Origin of the sequence: Escherichia sp. KTE159, from assembly GCF_000408805.1 — a bacterium.
In the GTDB taxonomy this organism is placed as follows: Bacteria; Pseudomonadota; Gammaproteobacteria; order Enterobacterales; family Enterobacteriaceae; genus Escherichia; species Escherichia marmotae.
The window spans coordinates 2,526,042-2,549,956 of the sequence record NZ_KE137292.1 but is presented as its reverse complement, the minus strand read 5'-3'; the positions used below and the strand labels follow the sequence as shown (position 1 = coordinate 2,549,956).

The following is a 23,915-nucleotide window of genomic DNA, read 5'->3' as shown; positions in this document are numbered from 1 at the left end:
TCCGCTGTTGATCAGAACATGACCTGACCGCCAGTGACATTAATCGACTGCCCGGTGCAGTACGACGCTTTGGGACTGGCGTAGAACAACAACATATTCAGTACATCCTGATAATCACAGCCGCGCTTAAGTGGCACTTTATCGATGTAATATTGCTCGACTTGATCCGGTTTTATGCCCAGCTTAGTGGCGTATTGCGGTAATAGTGACTGGAACATAGGTGATTTCAGCAAGTTACCGAGCATCAGTGAATGCACCGTAATGCCGTACTCCGCAAGATCCAACGCCAGTGACTGGGTAAGACCGACTCCGCCAAATTTCGCGGCGCTGTAACCAGAGTTGTGTTTGCTGCCCACTTTGCCTGATTTCGAGTTGATCTGAATAATCCGTCCCTGAATGCCGTCGCGGATCATCAGGCGCGAAAATTCACGCGCACAAAGGAAGTAGCCCACCAGATTTACCTGTAGCGAGCGGTCAAAATCCCCCAGTTGGAAATCGCTGATAAACGCTGCTTTAGCAATTCCGGCGCTGTAGACCAGTAAATCCACACGACCAAAGATCTCATCTACCCCACGAGAGAGTGCCAGTACGCTCTGCTCGCTGGTGGCATCAGCACCAAAACCATATGCCATGCCTTCGCCATATTCTGCATTAATTTCTTGCGCCACATTTGCAGCTTTGTCGCTCTGAATATCGACAACCGCCACGCGATACCCCTCGGCAGCCAGACCGTGGCACAGGAACGCGCCTAAGGTTTGCCCACCACCGATGACAACAGCAACCTGATTCATTTTTTACTCCTTAACAGATTCAAACTTCAAAACTGATCCCGGCGCGATATCGTCGGGTACGGGGCCTGCCACATGGACAGTGCCCGGAAATTCCGCTTCGCTTAAACCATCGAAGCGCAGGGTGACATGACCCAGTTCGCGAAGGTTGTCTTCCGCCACGCTGCCAACGGCGGTTACCGGATAGCGATGCTGTCCGAGAGAAAATTGCAAACCGGGATGGAGTTCACCTTTCAATTCGCCGTGGCAATGAATGAAGCAATACTCTTCGAGATCCGCAGGCGCGCCTTCACGAAAGGTGATGAGCATCTGATCGCTGAGAGCGTCAGTCGCACTCGCGCCGATACGGGTGATGGTGGTCTGATAAATAACGGTCATGTTTTAACCTCTATTGATAGATAAAACCGGAGACAAACCAGGCGATAAGTACGGTAGGCGCGCCGGTCAGAAAGCGGCTCACCAGTACAGAAGGGACACCGACGCGAACCGTGTCCTGACGGGCTTCCGCCAGAGACAAACCGACCGGGATAAAATCGCAGGCCGCCTGCGCGTTGATGGCAAACAGCGCCGGTAAAGCCAGATGCGGCGGAATATTGCCGAGACCAATCTGCACGCCAATCAATACGCCGATAACCTGCGCGATAACCGCGCCAGGGCCGAGGAAAGGCGAAAGCAGCGGAAAGGAGCAGATGAGTGCCAGCATCACCAGTCCCAGAGGATGACTGGCCAGCGGAGCAAGACCGTGGGCTATCCAGTCGCTAAGACCGGAAGCCATAATGATGCCGATAAGCGCCGAGACGAACGCCATAAACGGCAGGATGGTTTTTAATACGGTGTCGATGGTGTCGCGGCCAGACTGGAACAGCACGGCAACCGCAGACCCCATGCCCATTCCTACTTTCGCCAGTAAGCCATCGCTTTGTTCGGTGATTTTCTTGCTGGTATCGTAGTCACGACCTACGGTAGAGGATTGTGGAGTAGCATCACCCACTACAGTGATGTTTTCTTCTTTTACACCGGAGACATAAATATCTTCCACGATGTACTGCGCCAGCGGACCGGACTTGCCCGTTGAGTGGATATTGATAGTGGGAATACGCCGCTTGGGATAGATGCCGCAGCGCAGTGTACCGCCACAGTCGATTACCGCGACGCCGATTTCCGCTTCTGCGGGTTCACCTTCTTTAAATCCGTCGATAGCCTGCCAGCCAGTAAGCTGTGCCAGTTTGTCGACAATCGCAGGACGTGTACCGGCGGTGATATAGACGATTTTTTTCCCCGTAGTGGCTTCCAGCTCCAGCGGGCCGCCCCAACCCCCCGTCCCTTTTTCGATCCGAATACGTGTCATGATGTTGCTCCTGCCAGGCGAACTTTCTGTTCAAGTTGAATGCCCATCTTTTTCTCAAAAATGGCGGTGGTCAGGTCGGTCACCCAACCGCGGAAGAAGTTAGTGATCAGGCCTACCAGCAGATAACTGACGGCCAGCGGGCCAAGTGGCAGGTTCAGCGTTGTCAGACCGCTGGCAATTCCAAGATAAACAAACAATTCGCCGGGGTTGATATGGGGGAAGAGGCCATTCATTGAGTGGCAGCTATAAGAAGCCGCCGCATAGTAGCTGGGTTTGTACTTTTCCGGCATAAAACGACCGAGGCTTAAGGTCATGGGGTTACAAAAGACAAACGTACCAATGCACGGTAGTAGCAGGTAACGGGAAACAGGATTACCGGCGCAACGTTGAGCAAAACGTTCAATACGATGTTGACCGATAAAATTAATCAGTGCGTTCATGATTACCAGCAGGCTAATCAACAGCGGAAGAATGCCGGTCACCATCCCGGTAAACACCTCTCCACCTTTCTGGAACAGCCCGATGAACCACTCTGCGCCATGAGTAATGGTTTCTATCATTGTTCTCTCCTTCAGAATTTATTGTTTTATTACCAAACGGCAACCTAATCTAATCAGATCGAAAGATTTAAAAGTGTTATTTTGATCGCAAAATGAAAGATAAATATTTTAATTTGAAAGTTATGGTGAAGGTGTGTCGATGAAGGGTATTTGAGTTATGTAAAGTCCGTATCGGGGAGCGACTACCGCTTCCTTGTGCAGGGCGCGATGCTTTACCATACTTGCCCCAGGTTGAATCTGTTAAATGGACTCCTCATGTTCAAGCGTCGTTATGTAACATTGCTTCCCCTTTTTGTGTTGCTTGCCGCCTGCAGCAGCAAGCCAAAACCTACCGAGACTGAAACGACCACCGGAACGCCGTCTGGCGGCTTCCTGCTTGAGCCGCAGCACAATGTGATGCAGATGGGCGGTGACTTCGCCAACAACCCGAATGCCCAGCAGTTCATCGATAAAATGGTGAGCAAACACGGCTTCGATCGTCAGCAACTGCAAGAAATCCTTTCCCAGGCGAAACGTCTGGATTCGGTACTGCGGTTGATGGATAACCAGGCACCGACCACATCGGTGCAGCCGCCATCAGGCCCGAACGGTGCATGGCTGCGTTATCGCAAAAAATTTATTACTCCGGATAACGTGCAGAACGGCGTGGTTTTCTGGAATCAATATGAAGATGCGCTGAATCGCGCGTGGCAGGTATATGGTGTACCGCCAGAAATTATCGTCGGAATTATTGGCGTCGAAACCCGCTGGGGACGCGTGATGGGTAAAACCCGCATCCTTGATGCGCTGGCAACGCTGTCATTTAACTACCCACGCCGCGCGGAATATTTCTCTGGCGAACTGGAAACCTTCCTGCTAATGGCGCGCGATGAGCAGGATGATCCGCTCAATCTGAAAGGTTCCTTTGCCGGAGCGATGGGCTATGGACAGTTTATGCCATCGTCTTACAAACAATACGCCGTGGACTTTAGCGGTGATGGTCATATCAACCTGTGGGATCCGGTTGATGCTATTGGTAGTGTGGCAAACTATTTCAAAGCGCACGGCTGGGTGAAAGGTGACCTGGTGGCGGTGATGGCAAACGGCCAGGCTCCAGGTTTACCAAATGGTTTCAAAACTAAGTACAGCATTTCGCAGCTTGCTGCGGTAGGTTTGACGCCGCAGCAGCCGTTGGGGAATCATCAGCAGGCCAGCTTGCTGCGTCTGGATGTTGGGACGGGTTACCAGTACTGGTATGGTCTGCCGAACTTCTACACCATTACTCGTTACAACCACAGCACCCATTATGCAATGGCAGTCTGGCAGTTAGGACAGGCTGTGGCGCTGGCGCGCGTACAGTAACAACTGACAAGAGGGGAGTTTAAACTTCCCTCTGCTTTATTACTGTTTATTCGAATTACGTAATTGCTTGATTTTTTTCGACAGCGATATCGTATATCCCAGGCAGACAACGCCTAATGCAGCCTGACCGAAGTCGAAAGGTTCAAGATAGCCAGAAGATAAAATCTTACATACCACTGCAACCAGGGCGCTGATGCCGCCAATGGTGACCCACATGCGCATTTGCGTGGTCTGTTTGAGCACGTTTTGTGGGGTGTTATCCGTTTTCTTTGTTGCCATTGCTTTTCTCTCCCTGTGAATACATATCAATGTGAACGCGGCATGGTAGCCTTTTTTCTTTACCGGTTGGTCGTAACAGTCTTATTTCGGAATGCGACTCGTAAAATGAATCGCTCGTCCCCATCTTCTGCGGGAAAGTGCTATCTTGTCCGGCATAAATTTTTGACTGACAGAGGTTGTGATGACTGACAGTGAACTGATGCAATTGAGTGAACAGGTCGGGCTGGCACTGAAAGCCCGTGGCGCAACCGTCACAACCGCTGAGTCTTGTACCGGCGGTTGGGTCGCGAAAGTTATTACCGATATTGCTGGCAGTTCCGCCTGGTTTGAACGCGGATTTGTCACCTACAGTAACGAGGCTAAAGCGCAGATGATCGGCGTACGTGAAGAGACGCTGGCGCAGCATGGCGCGGTGAGTGAACCCGTCGTGGTGGAAATGGCAATTGGTGCACTGAAAGCGGCTCGAGCTGATTATGCCGTGTCTATCAGCGGCATTGCCGGACCGGATGGCGGCAGTGAAGAGAAGCCTGTAGGCACCGTCTGGTTTGCGTTTGCTTCTGCCAGCGGCGAAGGCATTACCCGCCGGGAATGCTTCAGCGGTGACCGTGATGCAGTACGACGTCAGGCGACGGCTTATGCATTACAGACGTTGCGACAACAATTTCTACAAAACACTTGATACTGTATGAGCATACAGTATAATTGCTTCAACAGAACATATTGACTATCCGGTATTACCCGGCATGACAGGAGTAAAAATGGCTATCGACGAAAACAAACAGAAAGCGTTGGCGGCAGCACTGGGCCAGATTGAGAAACAATTTGGTAAAGGCTCCATCATGCGCCTGGGTGAAGACCGTTCCATGGATGTGGAAACCATCTCTACCGGTTCGCTTTCACTGGATATCGCGCTTGGGGCAGGTGGTCTGCCGATGGGCCGTATCGTCGAAATCTACGGGCCGGAATCTTCCGGTAAAACTACGCTGACGCTACAGGTGATTGCCGCTGCGCAGCGTGAAGGTAAAACCTGTGCGTTTATCGATGCTGAACACGCGCTGGACCCAGTCTATGCACGTAAACTGGGCGTCGATATTGATAATCTGCTGTGCTCTCAACCGGACACTGGTGAGCAGGCTCTGGAAATCTGTGACGCTCTGGCACGTTCTGGCGCGGTAGATGTTATCGTTGTTGACTCCGTTGCGGCGCTGACGCCGAAAGCAGAAATCGAAGGCGAAATTGGTGACTCTCATATGGGCCTTGCGGCACGTATGATGAGCCAGGCGATGCGTAAGCTGGCGGGTAACCTGAAGCAATCCAACACGTTGCTGATTTTCATCAACCAGATCCGTATGAAAATTGGCGTGATGTTCGGTAACCCTGAAACCACTACCGGTGGTAATGCGCTGAAATTCTACGCTTCTGTTCGTCTCGATATCCGCCGTATTGGCGCGGTGAAAGAGGGCGAAAACGTGGTGGGTAGCGAAACTCGCGTGAAAGTTGTGAAGAACAAAATCGCTGCGCCGTTTAAACAGGCTGAATTCCAAATCCTCTACGGCGAAGGCATCAACTTCTACGGCGAACTGGTTGACCTGGGCGTGAAAGAGAAGCTGATCGAGAAAGCGGGTGCATGGTACAGCTATAAAGGCGAGAAGATCGGCCAGGGTAAAGCAAATGCGACAGCATGGCTGAAAGACAACCCGGAAACTGCGAAAGAGATCGAGAAGAAAGTGCGTGAGCTGCTGCTGAGCAACCCAAATGCAACGCCAGATTTCTCTGTTGATGACAGCGAAGGTGTAGCAGAAACGAACGAAGATTTTTAATCGTCTTGTTTGATACATAAGGGTCGCATCTGCGGCCCTTTTGCTTTTTAAGTTTTAAGGGGATGCCATGACCGAATTAACGCCCCGTCGCCCGATATATACTCGCCTGTTGGATCGCGCGGTACGTATTCTGGCGGTACGTGATCACAGTGAGCAGGAACTGCGCCGTAAACTTGCCGCACCGATTATGGGCAAAAATGGCCCGGAAGAGATTGATGCCACGGCAGAAGATTATGAGCGTGTTATCGCCTGGTGTCATGAACACGGTTATCTCGATGACAGCCGCTTTGTTGCACGCTTTATCGCCAGTCGCAGTCGCAAAGGATATGGACCGGCACGTATTCGTCAGGAACTGAGCCAGAAAGGGATCTCCCGAGAGGCGACAGAAAAAGCGATGCGTGAATGTGACATCGACTGGTGCGCGCTGGCGCGTGATCAAGCGACGCGAAAATATGGTGAACCTTTGCCAACCATCTTTTCAGAAAAAGTTAAGATCCAGCGTTTTCTGCTCTATCGTGGCTATCTGATGGAAGATATCCAGGAGATTTGGCGAAATTTTGCCGACTGAACGCATACGGTATTTTACTTCCCAGTCAAGAAAACTTATCTTATTCCCACTTTTTCAGTTACCAGCCCGGCGGTTAACAACACGTTGCTGCTGGTAGCGATATTTCTTTAGCTTGATTTCAGGATAATTATGAGCAAGAGCACCGCTGAGATCCGTCAGGCGTTTCTCGACTTTTTCCACAGTAAGGGGCATCAGGTAGTTGCCAGCAGTTCCCTGGTTCCCCATAACGACCCAACTTTGTTGTTTACCAACGCCGGGATGAACCAGTTCAAGGATGTGTTCCTTGGGCTCGACAAGCGTAATTATTCCCGCGCTACCACTTCCCAACGCTGCGTGCGTGCGGGTGGTAAACACAACGACCTGGAAAACGTCGGTTACACCGCACGCCATCACACCTTCTTCGAAATGCTGGGCAACTTCAGCTTCGGTGACTATTTCAAACACGATGCTATTCAGTTTGCATGGGAATTGCTGACCAGCGAAAAATGGTTTGCCCTGCCGAAAGAGCGTCTGTGGGTTACCGTCTATGAAAGCGACGACGAAGCCTACGAAATCTGGGAAAAAGAAGTTGGGATCCCACGCGAACGTATTATTCGCATCGGTGATAACAAAGGTGCGCCATACGCATCTGACAACTTCTGGCAGATGGGCGACACTGGTCCGTGCGGCCCGTGCACCGAAATTTTCTATGATCACGGCGACCATATCTGGGGTGGCCCTCCGGGAAGCGCAGAAGAAGACGGCGACCGTTACATTGAGATCTGGAACATCGTCTTCATGCAGTTCAACCGCCAGGCCGATGGCACTATGGAACCGCTTCCGAAGCCGTCTGTTGATACCGGTATGGGGCTGGAGCGAATTGCTGCGGTGCTGCAACACGTTAACTCTAACTATGACATTGACCTGTTCCGCACGCTGATTCAGGCGGTTGCAAAAGTCACTGGCGCGACCGATCTGAGCAACAAATCGCTGCGTGTTATCGCTGACCACATTCGTTCCTGCGCATTCCTGATTGCAGATGGTGTCATGCCATCCAATGAAAACCGTGGTTATGTACTGCGTCGTATCATTCGTCGCGCGGTACGTCACGGCAATATGCTGGGCGCGAAAGAAACCTTCTTCTACAAACTGGTTGGTCCGCTGATCGACGTTATGGGCTCTGCGGGTGAAGACCTGAAACGCCAGCAGGCGCTGGTTGAGCAGGTGCTGAAAACTGAAGAAGAGCAGTTTGCGCGTACTTTGGAGCGCGGTCTGGCGTTGCTGGACGAAGAGTTAGCGAAACTTTCTGGTGATACGCTGGATGGCGAAACGGCTTTCCGTCTGTACGATACCTACGGTTTCCCGGTTGACCTGACGGCTGACGTTTGTCGTGAGCGCAACATCAAAGTCGATGAAGCCGGTTTTGAAGCAGCAATGGAAGAGCAGCGCCGTCGCGCACGTGAAGCCAGTGGCTTTGGCGCTGATTACAACGCGATGATCCGTGTTGATAGCGCTTCTGAATTTAAAGGCTATGACCATCTGGAACTGAACGGCAAAGTGACTGCACTGTTTGTTGATGGCAAAGCTGTTGATGCAATCAATGCAGGCCAGGAAGCGGTTGTCGTACTGGATCAAACGCCATTCTATGCAGAATCAGGCGGCCAGGTTGGCGATAAAGGCGAACTGAAAGGCGCAAGCTTCTCTTTTGCGGTGGAAGACACTCAAAAATACGGCCAGGCGATAGGTCACATCGGTAAACTTGCTGCGGGTTCTCTGAAAGTGGGCGACGCGGTGCAGGCTGATGTTGATGAAGCGCGCCGCGCCCGTATTCGTCTGAACCACTCCGCAACGCACCTGATGCACGCTGCATTGCGCCAGGTTCTGGGTACTCATGTCTCCCAGAAAGGTTCTTTGGTTAACGACAAAGTGCTGCGTTTCGACTTCTCGCATAACGAAGCGATGAAACCTGAAGAGATTCGAGCGGTCGAAGACCTGGTGAACGCACAGATTCGTCGCAACCTGCCGATCGAAACCAACATCATGGATCTTGAGGCGGCTAAAGCGAAAGGCGCGATGGCGTTGTTCGGTGAGAAGTATGATGAACGCGTACGTGTGCTGAGCATGGGCGATTTCTCTACCGAGCTGTGTGGCGGTACTCACGCCAGCCGCACTGGTGATATCGGCCTGTTCCGCATCATCTCTGAATCGGGTACTGCTGCAGGCGTTCGCCGTATCGAAGCGGTAACCGGAGAAGGTGCTATCACCACTGTTCATGCGGACAGCGATCGCTTAAGCGAAGTCGCGCATCTGCTGAAAGGCGATAGCAACAATCTGGTTGATAAAGTGCGTTCAGTGCTGGAACGTACGCGTCAGTTGGAAAAAGAGTTACAACAGCTTAAAGAACAGGCTGCTGCGCAGGAGAGTGCGAATCTTTCCAGTAAGGCAATTGATGTTAATGGTGTTAAGCTGTTGGTTAGCGAGCTTCGCGGTGTTGAGCCGAAAATGTTACGTACCATGGTTGACGATTTAAAAAATCAGCTGGGGTCGACAATTATCGTGCTGGCAACGGTAGCCGAAGGTAAGGTTTCTCTGATTGCAGGCGTATCTAAGGACGTCACAGATCGTGTGAAAGCAGGGGAACTGATTGGTATGGTCGCTCAGCAGGTGGGCGGCAAGGGTGGTGGACGTCCTGACATGGCGCAAGCCGGTGGTACGGATGCTGCGGCCTTACCTGCAGCGTTAGCCAGTGTGAAAGGCTGGGTCAGCGCGAAATTGCAATAATATAAGCGTCAGGCAATGCCGCAGAGTGAGTCTGCGGCATCCGCATCAACGCTATCGACAACGATAAAGTCAGGTTGAAGTTGTGTATATCGGCTAAACTTAGGTTTAACAGAATGTAATGCCATGACTGCTTACATGTAATGTGTTTGTCATTGCTTACTTTTTGGCGTTATATGATGGATAATGCCGGGATACAGAGAGACCCGACTCTTTTAATCTTTCAAGGAGCAAAGAATGCTGATTCTGACTCGTCGAGTTGGTGAGACCCTCATGATTGGGGATGAGGTCACCGTGACAGTTTTAGGGGTAAAGGGCAACCAGGTACGTATTGGCGTAAATGCCCCGAAGGAAGTTTCTGTTCACCGTGAAGAGATCTACCAGCGTATCCAGGCTGAAAAATCCCAGCAGTCCAGTTACTAATCTTTCCGCGTCTCATCTTTAACGGTGAGACGCACCCTCAAAATTTCTCCTTCACTTCATTTTCTTTTCGCGTTACACCCGTTCATTCATCTTTAGTCTCCCTTTTTCTGTATTACCGCTACCTTTCAGATGCCCGTTTTTCTGTTGATAAAACACTCTTTTTGGCGTTTTTACAGACTAATTGAGCGTGAAGTGTGCAAACGATAAAAGTGTGGGAAAAATTGTTTGACTTATAAGTCTCAGAAAGTAATATGTGCGCCACGCAGCGACGATGAGCGATAAACAAGTTCTTCGAAGCACTCGTAAGAGGCGTGTGGTGAGGTGGCCGAGAGGCTGAAGGCGCTCCCCTGCTAAGGGAGTATGCGGTCAAAAGCTGCATCCGGGGTTCGAATCCCCGCCTCACCGCCATTTGCATCCGTAGCTCAGCTGGATAGAGTACTCGGCTACGAACCGAGCGGTCGGAGGTTCGAATCCTCCCGGATGCACCATATTCTACGTAACCTTCAGTGATGAAGGTATCGAAGAGGTGGCGGTACTAACCGCAGGCACCAGGGAGGATAACGTTGCTTTAGCAACGGCCCGAAGGGCGAGCCGCAAGGCGAGTAATCCTTCCGGATGCACTATCTCTTACTTGATATGGCTTTAGTAGCGGTATCAATATCAGCAGTAAAATAAATTTTCCCGATGCATCCGTAGCTCAGCTGGATAGAGTACTCGGCTACGAACCGAGCGGTCGGAGGTTCGAATCCTCCCGGATGCACCATATTCTCCGTAACCTTCAGCGATGAAGGTATCGAAGAGGTGGTGGTACTAACCGCAGGCACCAGGGAGGATAATGTTGCTTTAGCAACGGCCCGAAGGGCGAGCCGCAAGGCGAGTAATCCTCCCGAATGCACCATCTCTTGCTTGATATGGCTTTAGTAGCGATATCAATATCAGCAGTAAAATAAGCTTTCCCGATGCATCCGTAGCTCAGCTGGATAGAGTACTCGGCTACGAACCGAGCGGTCGGAGGTTCGAATCCTCCCGGATGCACCATTCTCTTCGTATTATCCACGATTGATAATCTTCATGGTCTGCAAAATTGACGCAAGCACCAGGGAGGATAACGTTGCGCCAGCAACGGCCCGAAGGGCGAACGCCAGTGAGTCATCCTCCCGGATACACCATCTTCTCCAAAAGATCCCCTCAAAAATATTTCATTTCTAAATGACGATTTTATCCATTTCCTGAATAATCTTCCCCTTCGCCATCAGCGACAAAATCAAGCAATTACGCTAAAGTAGCGTCATATTTTTCGATTTGTGAGAAGGCCATGTACGAGCGTTATGCTGGTTTAATATTTGATATGGATGGCACCATTCTGGATACCGAGCCTACGCACCGTAAAGCGTGGCGCGAAGTATTAGGACGTTACGGTCTTCAGTACGATGTACAGGCCATGATCGCACTTAATGGTTCGCCTACCTGGCGTATTGCCCAGGCGATCATTGAGTTGAACCAGGCCGATCTCGACCCACATGCTCTGGCGCGTGAAAAAACAGAGGCGGTAAGAAGCATGCTGCTGGATAGCGTCGAGCCGCTTCCTCTTGTTGACGTAGTGAAGAGTTGGCATGGTCGTCGCCCAATGGCTGTCGGTACGGGGAGTGAAAGCGCCATCGCTGAGGCATTGCTGGCGCACCTGGGATTGCGCCGTTATTTTGACGCCGTCGTTGCTGCCGATCACGTCAAACATCATAAACCTGCGCCAGACACATTTTTGTTGTGCGCACAGCGTATGGGAGTGCAACCAACACAGTGCGTGGTCTTTGAAGATGCTGATTTCGGTATTCAGGCTGCTCGCGCCGCAGGCATGGACGTTGTGGATGTTCGCTTGTTGTGAGTGAGGCGCTATCGCTCTTCTCGTTGTTTGCCAGTAGTTTTCTCAGCGCTACACTATTACCCGGCAATTCGGAAGTTGTGCTGGTGGCAATGTTACTTTCTGGGGTGAGTCATCCCTGGGTTTTAGTATTAACAGCAACAATGGGTAATAGCCTTGGAGGGTTAACTAACGTTATCCTTGGGCGTTTCTTTCCATTGCGCAAAACATCGCGCTGGCAAGAAGAAGCCATTGGCTGGCTGAAACGCTATGGCGCAGTCACACTCTTATTAAGCTGGATGCCAGTGATTGGCGACTTACTGTGTCTGTTAGCGGGATGGATGCGCATCTCGTGGGGACCAGTAATCTTTTTTTTGTGCCTTGGTAAAGCGTTGCGCTACGTTGCGGTTGCAGTAGCCACCGTTCAGGGCATGATGTGGTGGCACTAATTGTAGGCCTGCACACATGGCCACCATTACAGTTATGCTAATTAAAACGATTTTGACAGGCGGGAGGTCAATTTGATCCCGGACGTATCACAGGCGCTGGCCTGGCTGGAAAAACATCCTCAGGCATTAACGGGGATACAGCGCGGTCTTGAGCGCGAAACTTTACGTGTTAATCCAGATGGCACACTAGCAACAACGGGTCATCCTGAAGCATTAGGTTCCGCACTGACGCATAAATGGATCACGACCGATTTTGCCGAAGCGTTGCTGGAATTTATTACGCCGGTCGATGGCGATATTGAACATATGCTGACCTTTATGCGCGATTTGCATCGCTATACCGCGCGTAACATTGGCGATGAGCGGATGTGGCCGTTAAGTATGCCATGTTACATCGCGGAAGGTCAGGATATCGAACTGGCGCAGTATGGCACTTCCAATACCGGTCGCTTTAAAACGCTGTACCGTGAAGGGCTGAAAAATCGCTATGGCGCGCTGATGCAAACCATCTCCGGCGTACACTACAACTTCTCTTTACCAATGGCATTCTGGCAGGCGAAGTGTGGTGATATCTCGGGCGTTGACGCCAAAGAGAAAATCTCAGCGGGCTACTTCCGTGCTATCCGTAACTACTATCGCTTCGGTTGGGTTATCCCGTATTTGTTTGGCGCTTCCCCGGCGATTTGTTCTTCTTTCCTGCAAGGTAAACCAACGTCGCTGCCGTTTGAGAAAACCGAGAGTGGCATGTACTACCTTCCGTATGCGACCTCTCTTCGTTTGAGCGATCTGGGCTATACCAATAAATCGCAAAGTAATCTTGGTATTACCTTTAACGATCTCTACGAGTACGTAGCTGGTCTGAAGCGGGCAATTAAAACGCCGTCGGAAGAGTACGCGAAGATTGGTCTTGAGAAAGACGGCAAGCGACTGCAAATCAACAGTAACGTACTGCAGATTGAAAATGAACTGTATGCGCCGATTCGTCCGAAACGCGTTACTCGCAGCGGTGAGTCGCCTTCTGATGCGCTGTTGCGCGGCGGCATTGAATATATCGAAGTGCGTTCGCTGGATATCAACCCCTTCTCACCGATAGGTGTTGATGAGCAGCAGGTGCGTTTCCTCGACCTGTTTATGGTCTGGTGTGCGTTAGCTGACGCGCCGGAAATGAGCAGTAGCGAACTTGCCTGTACACGCGTCAACTGGAACCGGGTGATCCTTGAAGGGCGTAAGCCGGGGCTGACGCTGGGAATTGGCTGTGAAACTGCACAATTCCCGCTGCCGCAGGTGGGCAAAGATCTGTTCCGGGATCTGAAACGTGTTGCGCAAACCCTGGACAGCATTAACGGCGGCGAAGCGTATCAGAAAGTGTGTGATGAGCTGGTAGCCTGCTTTGATAATCCCGATCTGACTTTCTCTGCCCGTATCTTACGGTCTATGATTGATACTGGCATTGGCGGAACTGGTAAAGCATTTGGTGAGGCTTACCGCAATTTGCTGCGTGAAGAGCCGCTGGAAATTCTGCGTGAAGAGGATTTTATTGCCGAACGCGAAGCGTCTAAACGCCGTCAGCAGGAAATGGAAGCTGCAGATACCGAACCGTTCAAGGTGTGGCTGGAAAAACACGCCTGACAGAAAAGAAAAAGGCCACTCGTGAGTGGCCAAAATTTCATCTCTGAATTCAGGGATGATGATAACAAATGCGCGTCTTTCATATACTCAGACTCGCCTGGGAACAAAGAGTTCAGAATATTTTAAAAAAAATTACCGGAGGTGGCTAAATGCCGTTGTTAGATAGCTTCACAGTCGATCATACCCGGATGGAAGCGCCTGCAGTTCGGGTGGCGAAAACAATGAACACCCCGCATGGCGACGCAATCACTGTGTTCGATCTGCGTTTTTGCGTGCCGAACAAAGAAGTAATGCCAGAAAAAGGTATCCATACTCTGGAGCATCTGTTTGCTGGTTTTATGCGCAACCATCTTAACGGCAACGGCGTTGAGATCATCGATATCTCGCCAATGGGTTGTCGCACCGGTTTCTATATGAGTCTGATTGGTACGCCAGATGAGAAGCGTGTCGCTGATGCCTGGAAAGCGGCAATGGAAGATGTACTGAAAGTGCAGGATCAGAATCAGATCCCGGAACTGAATGTCTACCAGTGTGGCACTTACCAGATGCACTCGTTGCAGGAAGCGCAGGATATTGCACGTAGCATCCTGGAACGTGGTGTGCGTATCAACAGCAACGAAGAGCTGGCGTTGCCGAAAGAGAAATTACAGGAACTGCACATCTAGTCAGTTTAAGCAGAAGAAGCCGGACATGCAGTAGCACCGTCCGGCTTGCCTGATGCGCTACGCTTATCAGGTTGATGCAGGGAGCGCGCCACCCGTATACCGCGACGGGCGGCAAAGTGGCATCAAAAGAGATATTTCATACCCAGCATTCCCTGGGTATCGCTGTAACCGTTGTCACCCAACTGCTGGGCGACGTTGCCCCACAGTTGCAGACGCGGATTAAGCTGACCTTCCACCCCGACTTTTAACTCACCGATGTTACGCGCACCGATGATTTCATCGCTGATGCCATCCATCTTCACACTGTAATTGCGGGAGTTATAAATCCAGTTGGTTTCCACAAAAGGCTGGAAGGAACGCTCTTTATGCTCATCAAGAGCATTATGGCCTTGCAGATACGCTTTCACCCCCAGACGCGTTTGCAGGTTGCCTTCGGTGCTGTCCTCAACCAGAGTGCCATTGTCTTCAGTATGATTGTCTGCCTTCACATCCATCCACGTCAGTTGCATTTTTGGCTGCAACCAGTAGCTGGTACGCGCATCGGCGCTTTCACCAAGACGGAAGGTATAACCCGCTTCAATGGCAGCGGTGATGCCGTCAGAGTGATATTTCTCACCCGGCAGGTACTCGCCGGAGACGGTGTTATCAAACCAGTTATAGAGCAACCAGCTATCAACATAAGTCCCGGTTTTGTCCGCTTCGTTAGCGTACCAGGTGCCATACACCCCCACACTGTAGCCGTCGATTTGCCCACGTGAGCTGTACCCGGTCAGGTTGGAATGGGTGTGACTCTTGCTGTTGGCATAGCCAGCCATTAAGCCGAGATGCCAGCGATCAAGGTCATTACTGCTCCATTGTGCGAGGTCGCCGCCCAGTTGCAGAACATAACGGTTGCTCTGGGTGCTCAATTCATCCGAACGATCTTTAAAGCGATTATGTCCGCCAATGTTACGCATCCACAGGCTGGTTACTTTCTGCTCGCCGGTCAGCAGGTCGGTGTATTGTGTTTCCCCCAGACGGTCATGCAGTCGGGTATTAAACAGCGTATTTGCCGCCTGAATATTGGCCAGATAGCTGCCAATTTCCGGGCGATACAGATGTTTTCGTTCTGGTTGTGGAACAGATGGCGTAACAGGTGGCTCCGGTGTCACAGGCGGTTCTGGTGTTACAGGGGGTTCTGGTGTTACAGGGGGCTCAGGGTCTGGTTCCGGGATGACGGGCAGTTCCGGTGGGGTATACGGTCCTGCGGGAATTTCACTGGTTAAAAACCAGTTCTGGTTGTCGCTTTTTACCACGTTGTAGTCATAGGGACCGGCAACAATACGACCTTCTTTACTAAACGTTCCCTCTGATGCGCCAGTTATTTCAATAATGCGGATCCCTTCAAGCGTATCGGCTCCCTGACCACCGGCATTACTAACACTCACACGGGTATGACCAGACGTGTTGCCTTTTACAATTAATTTATCAGTCGCGGAATTATCATCGCCGAGTTCGGTACGCATAACTAACAAACCATTATTAGCAGTGTAATTGCCATTAATGGTGAGTGTGGCAGGCGTGAATTTGTCGCCATTTTTTGAGGAAGATAGTGTTGCTGTACCCGCCAAATCCAGTGTATTTAAGGTTTGTGAAAAACCGTCTAAATCGATATTCCCTTCACTGTCGACAACATAATCGGAGTTTGGGCTGAAGGTATCGTTGACACCGGCGCGCAAAGTGCCTTTATTTATATTCGTTTGGCCAGAGTAGGTATTTGCGCCTGTCAACGTCGTGACTCCGGAACCTTCCTGGTTAACTTCGCCTTTGCCAACTATATCTGCAGCCAGGATAAAATCTTCGCTGGAGTGGTTAAAATTAATTTGTGCAGCACTATCCCCGGCATTACTTCCCATATGGATAATCGGCGTCTTGATGATCCCCGCTTTCTGTTCTGCTTCGCCCTGCGCTCCACCAATGTTTAGAATACCGGTGCTGGTTTCTGCTATCCCAAGCCAGATAAATTGATTAGCACTGACCGTGGCATTATTACTAACGGTAAGTATCCCCTTGGCCTCGTTCTGCACTGAACTCAATCCCCCGAGGTTGATATATTCATTCACTGTTAATGAAGAATTGTCGCCATCAACCAGCGTTTCACCGTATCCAGTCCCGTGAAAATCCCCTGTACTTCCAGTAAAACCAATGAGCACATCCTTTGATGCCGTAAGATGACCGCCATGCGTGATTTCGAGTTTACCTGTTCCCTGATCGCCGACCATCACATACGTTGCAGAAACGGAAGAACCCGCACCGTCAATAATGACTTGCCCTTGTGCCTGGTAATCATATTCACCGATTCTGAATTCATTTAAATCGGTGATAGTACTGCCGCTAAGCACCATTAAGGTTCCTGAACCACCATTGATACCTAAATAAATATTGTGTTCATAAGGCGATGCATTATTAATCGTCAGATGAGTATTGTTTTCTAATTTCATTATCCCTGAAGTTGCATTACCGATTGTGATTTTGGAGGTGGTCAGATCACGCCCGTCTATATTCAACGTACCTTCACTTGTTTCTCCAACATTAAGAAAACGAAATTGATCCCAGGTTGATGAATTATTTTCGGATGAGGATAGCGTTACAACATCATTATTGTTGATAGTAACATCGCTGTTGATACTTGTTGGTGGTGCCCATGCCAGTGAAACGGGTATTGATAACACGGTCGAAATAGCTATTGCCAGCGTTGACAAGGGATGCTTTTTGATGTTCATAAAGTTCCTTCTCATCCTTATGATTTATTTTAAGATAAATAACAAATCCACAGTAACGACGTAAAAACTTAATTTTTAAGACCACTGAAAAAGGTTACTGCTCTATCAAATGAAGAGTAGTGCGTGAAACCAATGTTTATAAACCAGTTTAATTTGTAATTAATTTAATATTAATTTGTTTTGATGGTTTAGGCGTTGTGCTAAAAAATAAGTTGCATAATTTTCTATAGAAAAAATCTTTAAATACATTAAGTGGTAAAAAGTGACAAAAAGAAAAGTTAGAAAAATCATCAAGATATAGTCTGTCGATGTTTTTCTTGAATTTAATAATGATGGCAAATTAATTTTATGTTTATTGTTTGCACATTTACTTAGAATTGGTAAATACCAGGATTATTGTCAAAAAATAATATAAATATGCTTTCCGCACATCGATAAAATGCATAAAAATATGAGATAAAATATGCCGTTATTAGGAAAAATATAAATATATTATCTGTTTTTTTGATTGATGAACTGCTTATTAAGCAACCCTGAATAATGGCATCATTTGGCATTGATAAAACAACCGTTTGCAGAATAGGCAAATAAAAAGGGAGCCGCAGCTCCCTTTGACAACATTAGTGCGCACCGCCTCCGCCTCCACCTGCGCCAAATGGCGGCCTGGCAAACCACACCAGTCCCAGCAGGACGAGGAATATCCCGGCCGACATCCAGAAGATCTCATTAGCGGAAATAATCAGCCCCTGATTGGTGATCTGCTGAGCAATCCAGCCGGAAGCCTGCTGTTGCGTCATTCCCAGACCCTCCAGTTGATGGTACATCGCCTGGGCGTTCGGGTTATACGGATTCACCGACTCGGTCAACTGCGCATGATGCAGCGACTCGCGGTTGGTCCACATGGTAGTGGTTATCGACGTGCCAATAGACCCCGCCAGCGTTCGCGTAAAGTTGGAGAGACTCGACGCCGCCGCCAGTCGTTCAGGTGGCAAACCAGAAAGCGTAATGGTGGTCAGCGGCATAAAGAAGCAGGCCACCGCGAAGCCCTGGATAAACTGCGGCCAGGCCGACGCGCCAAAATCCATACCGGGTTCAAAGGTATAAGCACGCCAGTAGAAACAGACGGCATACATAATAAAGCTGAAGGTTACCAGCCGACGCATATCCAGTTTATGCGCAAAACGACCGATAATTGGCGACAGGATCACCGGGATAATCCCTACCGGCGCAGACGCCAACCCTGCCCAGGTTGCTGTGTAGCCGTAGACTTCCTGCAACAATTGCGGCAGCAAAACAATCGCGCCGAAGTAGAGCATATAAGCGAGGCTGATACACAAGCAGCCAATGGTAAAATTGCGTGACTTAAACAGCGACAGATCAACTATTGGGTTGTCATCTGTCAGCTCCCAGACAATCAGGAAGCTGATAGCCACTACCGCCACCACGGTGAGAATGATAATTTCCTGTGATGAGAACCAGTCCAGTTCTTTACCCCGGTCGAGCATAATCTGCAGGCTACCGATACCAATCACTAACAGCGCCAGCCCTACGGCATCAATCCGTCGCCGCTCGGTGCGGGTTTCGCGTCCGCGCAAGGTCTGTAGCGTCATCAACACCACTGCCACGCCAATTGGCACGTTGATAAAGAAGATCCAACCCCAGTGATAATTGTCGCTGATATAACCGCCGAGGATCGGGCCGCAAATAGGCGCGACAATCACCGTCATTGACCACAAGGCCAGTGCGATGGAACGTTTGGCTGGCGGGTAGTTATTCAGTAATAGACTTTGTGAAAGCGGGATCAATGGCCCGGCGACAATACCCTGAATGACGCGGAAGAAGATCAGCATATTCAGACTACTGGAAACACCACACGCCCACGAAGCAATGGCGAAGGCGATGGTCGACCAGAGGAACAGCTTCACTTCCCCGACGCGCTTCGCCAGCCAGCCGGTAAGCGGGATCGAGATGGCGTTCGCCACCCCGAAGGAGGTGATCACCCACGTTCCCTGGCTGAGCGATGAGCCAAGGTTTCCGGCGATAGTAGGGATCGCCACGTTAGCAATGGTGGAGTCCAGCACCTGCATGAATGTCGCCAGCGATAGCGCAATCGTCATAATGACCAGTTGCGCACCTTCCAGCGGTTTTTGCTGTTGCATCACACGCACCTCTGGATTAGCCAGCGTTAGCTTTTACGATATCGTCGATCAGTTTATTGACGGGTTCCAGGCTGATTTCACGAGCGGTACTTACTGCTACCGGCGTGGAACGTACTTTGTTAGCCAGTACCTGGCCGTCACGGTTAGTGGTATTGACGCTCACCAGTGTGGATAAACCGATCCGTAGCGGATATTGCTCAAGTTGCTTTTGATCCAACTCGATGCGAACAGGCAGACGCTGAACCACTTTGATCCAGTTACCGGTAGCGTTTTGCGCCGGAAGCAGCGAAAACGCGCTACCCGTACCCATATCCAGACCGACCACTTTACCGGTGTATTTCACGTCATCACCGTAAATATCAGTGGTGATGGTGACCGGCTGGCCGATACGCATATTGGCAATCTGGGTCTCTTTAAAGTTGGCATCCACCCACATATTAGTCGCCGGAACGACCGCCATCAGCGGCGTTGTTGGGCTAATTTGCGCACCCGGTTGAACGGCACGGCGGGAGACATAACCGGTCATCGGGCTGACAATACGGGTACGTTCCAGCGCCAGCCAGGCATTGCGCACTTCAGTGGCAGCTTGTTGCACGGCCGGTTGATCTTCCAGTTTAGTACCCAGAATCATCGCCTGATTGGCATTGTATTGTTGAATGGCGACATCCAGTTGCGCCTGGGCGCTGGTAACAGCATCGCGGGCGTGTTGCAGCTCTTCGCGGCCAATCAGGTTGGCATTACCCAGCGGCACGCGGCGGTTGTAGTCGCTTTGTGCTTTGGCGAGGGCGATTTTCTGCACCTCAATATTTGCCTGCAACTGCTTGCTGTTAATCATCAGTTGGTGGGTCTGACGTACGCTGGAAGCCAGTGCTGTTTTGGCTTTTTCAAACGCCTGGCGAGCATCAGTCGGGTCGAGAGTGACCAGCACATCGCCTTCTTTTACAAAATCGGTGTTATCGGCCCAGACTTTCGTCACGCTGCCTGACACCTGAGACATAATTTGAATCTGATTCCCTGCCACGTATGCGTCATCAGTTTCTTCGAAATGACGCAGTACCAAAAACCAATAAATCCCTATCGCTACGGCAATAATAATAAAGAGCAAGGTGAGAAGGAGGAGCAGACGCTTACGTTTGCCGCTCTTCTTTACCGGTTGCTGCGGGCTTTGTGTCTCCGCATTTGCGCTCATAGTATTCTCCACGATCTTCTTAACTCATCGGCTGAGCCGACCTGCTTGCCAAAAAGGCCAGCACGTTGCGATGCTGGCCGGTCAGTTTTTCTTTTATAAATCTGGATTTTTGAGCGAGATGACGCGTTAGCTCATCGCTTCGAGAACCGCACCGTCTTGTTCCATCTGATCGAGACGGGAGAGCAATTTGCGGGTGATTTGCTCAAGCTGATCTTTTTCTGTTGTGCTGAGCGCGGACCAGAGTTGATGCAGGCAGTTATGCTGCGGCGGTAAAACCTCGCGCAAAAACTCGTGACCTTTTTCCGTTAATTGCAGATGCAGGCAGCGGCGATCGTTATCGCTTTCACGACGTTCGATCCAGCCGCGTTTTTCCAGTTCATCGGCAATACGCGTCGCATTGGTACGGGATGATCCAAGAGCACAACTTAATTCAGAAGGCTGAATGCTGTGGTTTTCCTGAGACTCCAGCGTAATCAACGCCATAAACAACGTCTCGTTAATCCCCTGAGCCTTCAGCATTTTATTGCGGTTTTCCAGCAACTTGCTCTGCATATGCATGCAAAGACGGGTCAGAAGGATCTCCTGATAAGGAAAATCTTCGTGGCGGCTGGCGCGAAATTTTAGCATTTGTTCAATGGGCGTAAACGAACTATCCATTTGGGTATGACCTCATTAATTTCAGCCGATATAGTAACGACAGTGACAAATAAAGTAAATGTATTGTTTTAGAAAAATGATTCTTGTGGGTTATATAATCGCCATCACTTTCCAGGCCAGCCCGTAGGCCAGCGCACTTATCAGAGTGGGGACGATAATGCTGCGTGTTTTATAGAAACTGCCACCCAATACTGCAAAACCAACCAGCGTGGGCACGAAGCGGCGTGAGTCGTGCATCACTTCTGGTGCGGTAGAGACAACCAGCAGAGCGCAAATTGAGGCGATGCCAATGGTGTCGAGCAAAATACCCACCGCGCCACGCTTGGTTGGGCGGGTATTACCCACCCGCAGGCGCAGTGGTAAATAGCGGAAGCAATAATTCGCCGCGCCAACCAGTAATCCAAGCAGTAAAACCTCATAGCTCATCAGCGGCTCCTTGCCAGAATGCCTGGATTAACGCAGTGAGGCAGCCAAAGACAATGCCTGCCAGAATGGCGACGGGAATAGAAAATAGCGTTACGCCTGCAAGGGCACCAACTAACGCTGCGGTAACGCAAAGAGATTGTTTGCGCTGGAAAGAGGCGAGCAGGAAACTCATAAAGAGAGCCGGCAGCATAAAGCCTAATGCTGCTTCAACGGCGGGATAACCTTGCAGCAAACCGCCGCCCGAAAATGCCCCTATTACCGTACCAAATACCCACGATGACCATGAACTGAAGGCAATGCCGATCATCCAGTTTTCGCTCCAGCGGCGATTATTACGTACCAGTTTTGCCGTTGCAGCGGCAAAAACCTCGTCCGTCAGGCCAAACGCCCACAGGGCGGTTTTCGATTTTTGCAGACGCTGAACAATACGGCTACGCAGTGACGGGCCATACAAAACATGGCGAACATCCATTGCCATCACGGTCAGTGCAGCAATCCACAAACTACTCCCGGCTGCCAGCATCGCGGTAATGACAAACTGGCTCGCACCTGCATAAATGATGCAGGAGAAAAAAACACTTTCGAGGGGAGTGAAGCCCTGGCGGGTTGCATTCAGACCGAACGCAAAAGCCACCGGAATATAACTAATAACAATCGGTAAACTGTCTTTGCATCCTTCCATGAAGGTCGCCGGACCAGAAGCTGGCAGAGGAGTAGGGCTTACCATAGAGTGTACGCTTAACGATTGTTAATATTATAAACAGACTGAATGAATATCTTAACCTTATCAGACTGATGGGCTTCTTAACACCCTTATAAGTGTAAAGCCACGAAAACGGTTGCTGATTGCTTAATTTGCGGCTTCCTGACGATGAAAACCTCGCCACCAGACCACCAGGTTAACCAGGGCGATCACCGCGCCAGCCAGACAAACGCCAGCCCAACCCGCATGTTGCCATGCGGATGCAGAAATCAGTGAACCGGCAGCACCGCCAATAAAGTAACTGGTCATGTAGCCTGCGGTCAGGCGATTACGCGCATCAGGGTGAATACGGTAAATCACGGTTTGATTGGTGATATGCACGCCCTGGACGGTGAGATCCAGCACCAGGATGCCGATAATCAGCGCCAGTACGGAAGTTTGACCAAACCAGATTGCCAGCCATGAAAGTAACAACAACAGCAGACCAAACGTTGTTGTGAGGTGCGATTTTCCTTTATCGGCAAAACCGCCCGCCGGGCGAGCGCCCAACGCCCCGGCAGCTCCCGCAAGGCCAAACAGACCAATCACGCCATCGCTGTAATTAAAAGGCGGCGCGGCGAGCAAAAAAGCCATCGATGTCCATAGAATGCTGAAGTTGGCAAAGGTCAGGCAGCCCAGTAACGCGCGGGTACGCAGGATCTTATCGCTGATAAACATGCTGAAAACGGAACCTAACAACTGTGGGTAGTTGAGGTGGTTTTCTGATTTCATTTGTGGCAGGCCGCGCCATAATGCCAGCGCCATCAGTGCCATTAACACCGATGCGACCCAGAAGACGGTGCGCCAGCCGCCGAGGTTTGCCAGCAATCCTGCAACGGTACGTGCCAGCAAAATCCCCAGTAGCAAACCGCTCATAATGGTGCCAACCACCTTGCCGCGTTTGTCTGGTGAAGCCAGTGTTGCCGCCAGTGGAACCAGAATTTGCGCCACGACCGAGAATAAACCGGTTAATGCCGTTCCAAGGATCATCATGGCGAGTGATTGACTGCTGGCGGTGATCAACATACCGCCTGCAGCCAGTAAGGTCATGGAAACAATCAGGCGTCGGCGTTCAAACATATCGCCCAGTGGGACAAGAAACAGCAGGCCAGCGGCATAGCCTAATTGTGCGGCGGTGACAATAAAGCCCGCCGAACTGGCGGAAAGAGAAAAGTTACGCGCGATGGTGTCGAGCAATGGCTGGGCGTAATAGTTGCTGGCGACTGCCAGACCGGTGGCGATCGACATCAGCACGATCAGCGCCGGGCTAAGCTCATGATTGGTTTTAGTCATTATTGTTGTTTATCAGGTGATGATTAGTCTGGAAATCAATAATAGCGGATGTTTATGAATGGGGGCGAAAGATAGCTTGTTGAAATGTGCTGTGTGGTTTGTAGGCATGATAAGACGCGTCAGCGTCGCATCAGGCATTGAGCACAGAACGGCGGATGCGGCGTAAACACCTTATCCGCCCTACGAAATGAGCGTGGTTTGT

At 50.5% G+C, this 23,915-nt stretch carries 22 protein-coding genes and 4 tRNA genes; 14 read left to right on the top strand and 12 right to left on the bottom strand.

From position 1 onward, the window contains the following. Nucleotides 1-11: 11 nt before the first annotated feature. The 4 genes from srlD to srlA are packed head-to-tail and all read right to left on the bottom strand — an operon-like array spanning nt 12 to nt 2,696. On the bottom strand, nt 12-791 hold the full coding sequence (gene srlD / locus A31E_RS09540) for a sorbitol-6-phosphate dehydrogenase (protein WP_001077342.1): 780 nt from the start codon (nt 789-791) through the stop codon (nt 12-14). Nucleotides 792-794: 3 nt separating this feature from the next. After that, nucleotides 795-1,166: a PTS glucitol/sorbitol transporter subunit IIA gene (srlB, locus tag A31E_RS09545; RefSeq protein WP_016242534.1), complete on the bottom strand. Its 372-nt coding sequence runs from the start codon at nt 1,164-1,166 to the stop codon at nt 795-797. 10 nt (nt 1,167-1,176) lie between these two features. Next, nucleotides 1,177-2,136: a PTS glucitol/sorbitol transporter subunit IIB gene (gene srlE / locus A31E_RS09550; RefSeq protein WP_016249111.1), complete on the bottom strand. Its 960-nt coding sequence runs from the start codon at nt 2,134-2,136 to the stop codon at nt 1,177-1,179. Then, nucleotides 2,133-2,696, bottom strand: a complete 564-nt coding sequence (srlA, locus tag A31E_RS09555; protein WP_000573320.1) for a PTS glucitol/sorbitol transporter subunit IIC — start codon at nt 2,694-2,696, stop codon at nt 2,133-2,135. Before srlA ends, srlE begins: the two co-directional genes overlap by 4 nt. A 255-nt stretch (nt 2,697-2,951) precedes the next feature. Between srlA and mltB the strand changes: the two genes are divergently transcribed. Next, nucleotides 2,952-4,037 carry a lytic murein transglycosylase B gene (gene mltB, locus A31E_RS09560; RefSeq protein WP_016249110.1) on the top strand — a complete coding sequence of 362 codons (1,086 nt, stop codon included), beginning with the start codon at nt 2,952-2,954 and terminating at the stop codon, nt 4,035-4,037. A gap of 39 nt (nt 4,038-4,076) precedes the next feature. Here mltB and A31E_RS09565 read toward each other — a convergent pair whose 3' ends face one another. Next, the gene (locus A31E_RS09565) at nt 4,077-4,316 is read right to left on the bottom strand and encodes a hypothetical protein (RefSeq protein WP_016249109.1); all 240 of its coding nucleotides are present in this window, start codon (nt 4,314-4,316) and stop codon (nt 4,077-4,079) included. Nucleotides 4,317-4,497: 181 nt separating this feature from the next. Here A31E_RS09565 and pncC point away from each other — a divergent pair, with 181 nt between their 5' ends. The 13 genes from pncC (at nt 4,498) to luxS (ending at nt 14,485) form a co-directional block, all read left to right on the top strand. Beyond that, complete coding sequence (gene pncC / locus A31E_RS09570) at nt 4,498-4,995, top strand: nicotinamide-nucleotide amidase (RefSeq protein ID WP_000132228.1); 498 nt, start codon at nt 4,498-4,500, stop codon at nt 4,993-4,995. A gap of 79 nt (nt 4,996-5,074) precedes the next feature. Then, a complete protein-coding gene (gene recA, locus A31E_RS09575; protein ID WP_001516934.1) occupies nt 5,075-6,136 on the top strand; it encodes a recombinase RecA in 1,062 nt (353 codons plus the stop codon). 67 nt (nt 6,137-6,203) lie between these two features. Further along, complete coding sequence (gene recX, locus A31E_RS09580) at nt 6,204-6,704, top strand: recombination regulator RecX (RefSeq protein ID WP_000137971.1); 501 nt, start codon at nt 6,204-6,206, stop codon at nt 6,702-6,704. 129 nt (nt 6,705-6,833) lie between these two features. Further along, entirely contained in the window at nt 6,834-9,464 is a 2,631-nt protein-coding gene (alaS, locus tag A31E_RS09585; protein ID WP_016249108.1) for an alanine--tRNA ligase, read from the top strand. Between the two features lie 234 nt (nt 9,465-9,698). Beyond that, entirely contained in the window at nt 9,699-9,884 is a 186-nt protein-coding gene (gene csrA, locus A31E_RS09590) for a carbon storage regulator CsrA (protein ID WP_000906486.1), read from the top strand. A 315-nt stretch (nt 9,885-10,199) separates the two neighbouring features. Beyond that, a tRNA-Ser gene (locus A31E_RS09595) sits at nt 10,200-10,292 on the top strand. A 3-nt stretch (nt 10,293-10,295) separates the two neighbouring features. Then, a tRNA-Arg gene (locus tag A31E_RS09600) sits at nt 10,296-10,372 on the top strand. Between the two features lie 198 nt (nt 10,373-10,570). Further along, nucleotides 10,571-10,647 (top strand) — tRNA-Arg (locus A31E_RS09605). Nucleotides 10,648-10,845: 198 nt separating this feature from the next. Next, nucleotides 10,846-10,922 (top strand) — tRNA-Arg (locus A31E_RS09610). Between the two features lie 277 nt (nt 10,923-11,199). Further along, the gene (gene yqaB, locus A31E_RS09615) at nt 11,200-11,766 is read left to right on the top strand and encodes a fructose-1-phosphate/6-phosphogluconate phosphatase (RefSeq protein WP_016249107.1); all 567 of its coding nucleotides are present in this window, start codon (nt 11,200-11,202) and stop codon (nt 11,764-11,766) included. Continuing rightward, nucleotides 11,763-12,191, top strand: coding sequence for a YqaA family protein (locus A31E_RS09620; protein WP_001287460.1), 429 nt, complete (start codon nt 11,763-11,765; stop codon nt 12,189-12,191). Before yqaB ends, A31E_RS09620 begins: the two co-directional genes overlap by 4 nt. Before the next feature lie 72 nt (nt 12,192-12,263). Beyond that, entirely contained in the window at nt 12,264-13,820 is a 1,557-nt protein-coding gene (gshA, locus tag A31E_RS09625; protein WP_001516931.1) for a glutamate--cysteine ligase, read from the top strand. Between the two features lie 149 nt (nt 13,821-13,969). Next, nucleotides 13,970-14,485, top strand: coding sequence for an S-ribosylhomocysteine lyase (gene luxS / locus A31E_RS09630; RefSeq protein WP_001516930.1), 516 nt, complete (start codon nt 13,970-13,972; stop codon nt 14,483-14,485). A gap of 122 nt (nt 14,486-14,607) precedes the next feature. On the opposite strand, the gene A31E_RS25380 is transcribed toward luxS, so the two are convergent. The 7 genes from A31E_RS25380 to A31E_RS09665 all read right to left on the bottom strand — a co-directional run bounded on the left by A31E_RS25380 (nt 14,608) and on the right by A31E_RS09665 (nt 23,713). Next, a complete protein-coding gene (locus A31E_RS25380) occupies nt 14,608-17,247 on the bottom strand; it encodes an autotransporter outer membrane beta-barrel domain-containing protein (protein ID WP_016249106.1) in 2,640 nt (879 codons plus the stop codon). Nucleotides 17,248-17,867: 620 nt separating this feature from the next. Further along, nucleotides 17,868-19,406 carry a multidrug efflux MFS transporter permease subunit EmrB gene (gene emrB, locus A31E_RS09640; protein ID WP_001516928.1) on the bottom strand — a complete coding sequence of 513 codons (1,539 nt, stop codon included), beginning with the start codon at nt 19,404-19,406 and terminating at the stop codon, nt 17,868-17,870. Nucleotides 19,407-19,422: 16 nt separating this feature from the next. Continuing rightward, nucleotides 19,423-20,595 carry a multidrug efflux MFS transporter periplasmic adaptor subunit EmrA gene (gene emrA / locus A31E_RS09645; RefSeq protein WP_001516927.1) on the bottom strand — a complete coding sequence of 391 codons (1,173 nt, stop codon included), beginning with the start codon at nt 20,593-20,595 and terminating at the stop codon, nt 19,423-19,425. A gap of 126 nt (nt 20,596-20,721) precedes the next feature. Further along, nucleotides 20,722-21,252, bottom strand: coding sequence for a multidrug efflux transporter EmrAB transcriptional repressor EmrR (gene emrR, locus A31E_RS09650; protein WP_000378441.1), 531 nt, complete (start codon nt 21,250-21,252; stop codon nt 20,722-20,724). A 90-nt stretch (nt 21,253-21,342) separates the two neighbouring features. Continuing rightward, nucleotides 21,343-21,678, bottom strand: a complete 336-nt coding sequence (gene ygaH, locus A31E_RS09655) for an L-valine transporter subunit YgaH (RefSeq protein ID WP_001516926.1) — start codon at nt 21,676-21,678, stop codon at nt 21,343-21,345. Beyond that, nucleotides 21,668-22,405: an L-valine exporter subunit YgaZ gene (ygaZ, locus tag A31E_RS09660; RefSeq protein WP_000254577.1), complete on the bottom strand. Its 738-nt coding sequence runs from the start codon at nt 22,403-22,405 to the stop codon at nt 21,668-21,670. The genes ygaH and ygaZ overlap by 11 nt, the downstream gene beginning before the upstream one ends. Before the next feature lie 123 nt (nt 22,406-22,528). After that, entirely contained in the window at nt 22,529-23,713 is a 1,185-nt protein-coding gene (locus A31E_RS09665) for an MFS transporter (RefSeq protein WP_001516925.1), read from the bottom strand. Nucleotides 23,714-23,915 lie beyond the last annotated feature (202 nt).

What these genes read in the sequence shown, in the direction of transcription:
- srlD (WP_001077342.1), bottom strand. Translation starts at nt 791, where the DNA reads ATGAATCAGGTTGCTGTTGTCATCGGTGGTGGGCAAACCTTAGGCGCG.
- srlB (WP_016242534.1), bottom strand. Translation starts at nt 1,166, where the DNA reads ATGACCGTTATTTATCAGACCACCATCACCCGTATCGGCGCGAGTGCG.
- srlE (WP_016249111.1), bottom strand. Translation starts at nt 2,136, where the DNA reads ATGACACGTATTCGGATCGAAAAAGGGACGGGGGGTTGGGGCGGCCCG.
- srlA (WP_000573320.1), bottom strand. Translation starts at nt 2,696, where the DNA reads ATGATAGAAACCATTACTCATGGCGCAGAGTGGTTCATCGGGCTGTTC.
- mltB (WP_016249110.1), top strand. Translation starts at nt 2,952, where the DNA reads ATGTTCAAGCGTCGTTATGTAACATTGCTTCCCCTTTTTGTGTTGCTT.
- A31E_RS09565 (WP_016249109.1), bottom strand. Translation starts at nt 4,316, where the DNA reads ATGGCAACAAAGAAAACGGATAACACCCCACAAAACGTGCTCAAACAG.
- pncC (WP_000132228.1), top strand. Translation starts at nt 4,498, where the DNA reads ATGACTGACAGTGAACTGATGCAATTGAGTGAACAGGTCGGGCTGGCA.
- recA (WP_001516934.1), top strand. Translation starts at nt 5,075, where the DNA reads ATGGCTATCGACGAAAACAAACAGAAAGCGTTGGCGGCAGCACTGGGC.
- recX (WP_000137971.1), top strand. Translation starts at nt 6,204, where the DNA reads ATGACCGAATTAACGCCCCGTCGCCCGATATATACTCGCCTGTTGGAT.
- alaS (WP_016249108.1), top strand. Translation starts at nt 6,834, where the DNA reads ATGAGCAAGAGCACCGCTGAGATCCGTCAGGCGTTTCTCGACTTTTTC.
- csrA (WP_000906486.1), top strand. Translation starts at nt 9,699, where the DNA reads ATGCTGATTCTGACTCGTCGAGTTGGTGAGACCCTCATGATTGGGGAT.
- yqaB (WP_016249107.1), top strand. Translation starts at nt 11,200, where the DNA reads ATGTACGAGCGTTATGCTGGTTTAATATTTGATATGGATGGCACCATT.
- luxS (WP_001516930.1), top strand. Translation starts at nt 13,970, where the DNA reads ATGCCGTTGTTAGATAGCTTCACAGTCGATCATACCCGGATGGAAGCG.
- A31E_RS25380 (WP_016249106.1), bottom strand. Translation starts at nt 17,247, where the DNA reads ATGAACATCAAAAAGCATCCCTTGTCAACGCTGGCAATAGCTATTTCG.
- emrB (WP_001516928.1), bottom strand. Translation starts at nt 19,406, where the DNA reads ATGCAACAGCAAAAACCGCTGGAAGGTGCGCAACTGGTCATTATGACG.
- emrA (WP_001516927.1), bottom strand. Translation starts at nt 20,595, where the DNA reads ATGAGCGCAAATGCGGAGACACAAAGCCCGCAGCAACCGGTAAAGAAG.
- emrR (WP_000378441.1), bottom strand. Translation starts at nt 21,252, where the DNA reads ATGGATAGTTCGTTTACGCCCATTGAACAAATGCTAAAATTTCGCGCC.
- ygaH (WP_001516926.1), bottom strand. Translation starts at nt 21,678, where the DNA reads ATGAGCTATGAGGTTTTACTGCTTGGATTACTGGTTGGCGCGGCGAAT.
- ygaZ (WP_000254577.1), bottom strand. Translation starts at nt 22,405, where the DNA reads ATGGTAAGCCCTACTCCTCTGCCAGCTTCTGGTCCGGCGACCTTCATG.
- A31E_RS09665 (WP_001516925.1), bottom strand. Translation starts at nt 23,713, where the DNA reads ATGACTAAAACCAATCATGAGCTTAGCCCGGCGCTGATCGTGCTGATG.